Annotated in this window: 1 protein-coding gene; it reads right to left on the bottom strand. The window is 31.0% G+C overall.

From position 1 onward, the window contains the following. The coding region (locus tag ACYUCG_RS15220) for a VaFE repeat-containing surface-anchored protein (RefSeq protein WP_460268825.1) at positions 1–596 on the bottom strand (596 nt) is incomplete at both ends.

The following is a 596-nucleotide window of genomic DNA, read 5'->3' as shown; positions in this document are numbered from 1 at the left end:
GCTTTATCATTTTTATCTTCATGTTTAACAACTTGCTTTGTATCTAGGTTGTAATCTTTATCTGTATCAATTAGATTTTCAACAGATTCAGCATTTTCAAATACAACATATTTTTCACCAACTAGAAGTTTTTGATTACCAAAGTCTAACTCCCAAGTACCACTTCCGTTTTCACCGGATGTAACCTTAGCTGTTTTAGTAGCAACTTCTTCTAAAGATCCATCAGCTTTTACATGCATTAATGTACCAGTTAAAGTATAGTCTTGATTAGCTACTAAACCTTCATAGTTTATAGTATCCTTAACATCTACACCGTCTTTAGAATTTTCAAAGTTTACTAAAGCTTCTTTTTCAGAAGAACCATTTACTCCGTCAGCAATTACAGTAGTTTTTAAAGCACCGTCTTTAACCTCTGGAAGAGTAGGTTTTTCAACTACAAGAGTTTGAGCTTTATCATTTTTATCTTCATGTTTAACAACTTGCTTTGTATCTAGGTTGTAATCTTTATCTGTATCAATTAGATTTTCAACAGATTCAGCATTTTCAAATACAACATATTTTTCACCAACTAGAAGTTTTTGATTACCAAAGTCTAA

It is taken from the genome of Clostridium sp. CTA-17, assembly GCF_054767895.1.
Note: the sequence above shows the minus strand (reverse complement) of the source record. Positions and strands in the feature narration are given on the sequence as shown.